General features: G+C 53.4%; 1 protein-coding gene. It reads left to right on the forward strand.

Annotated elements, in window-relative coordinates:
• The coding region (locus AC1RO3_RS08540) for a hypothetical protein (protein ID WP_481764008.1) at positions 1-491 on the forward strand (491 nt) is incomplete at both ends.

Consider the following 491-nt stretch of genomic DNA (forward strand, 5'->3'; position numbering starts at 1 on the left):
TCTCGAAACTATTATCGCAGTCCAGCAGTTGACGCAGGAAGACCTGAAGAAGGTCGAGGTCGCGGAACAAGCGGCGGACAAGATGAACGATTTGCAGGAACGCCTGAGCACGACGCAGGCCCGCATCGAGATGCATCGGATGACGGTGCGCCGCATCAAGGAAGTGAAGGAGCGACTGGCGGAACTGGAAACGCAACTGGCCGATGAAGAAGCATTGAAGCATCTCGTTCATGGCTTCCAAGACAAGAACATGAAGAAGATGGCTATCGAAGCTATCTCGCAACGCCTAATGGTCTTGATCAACCGTTATGCGTCGATGGTGTTCCCGGAACAGTTCCAATTCGAGTTCCATTGGGATACCGATATTCGGATCATCGTGCACCGTCCTAATGGGCAGGAGCCTAGTGACGTGCGTCGGTTGAGTGGTGCAGAGTCCGCGATCTTCACACTCGTGATCGTGTGTGCGCTTCTCAACTTCGTACCTGAGCATA

The organism is Dellaglioa sp. CoH-57-MRSF-19 (genome assembly GCF_056781975.1).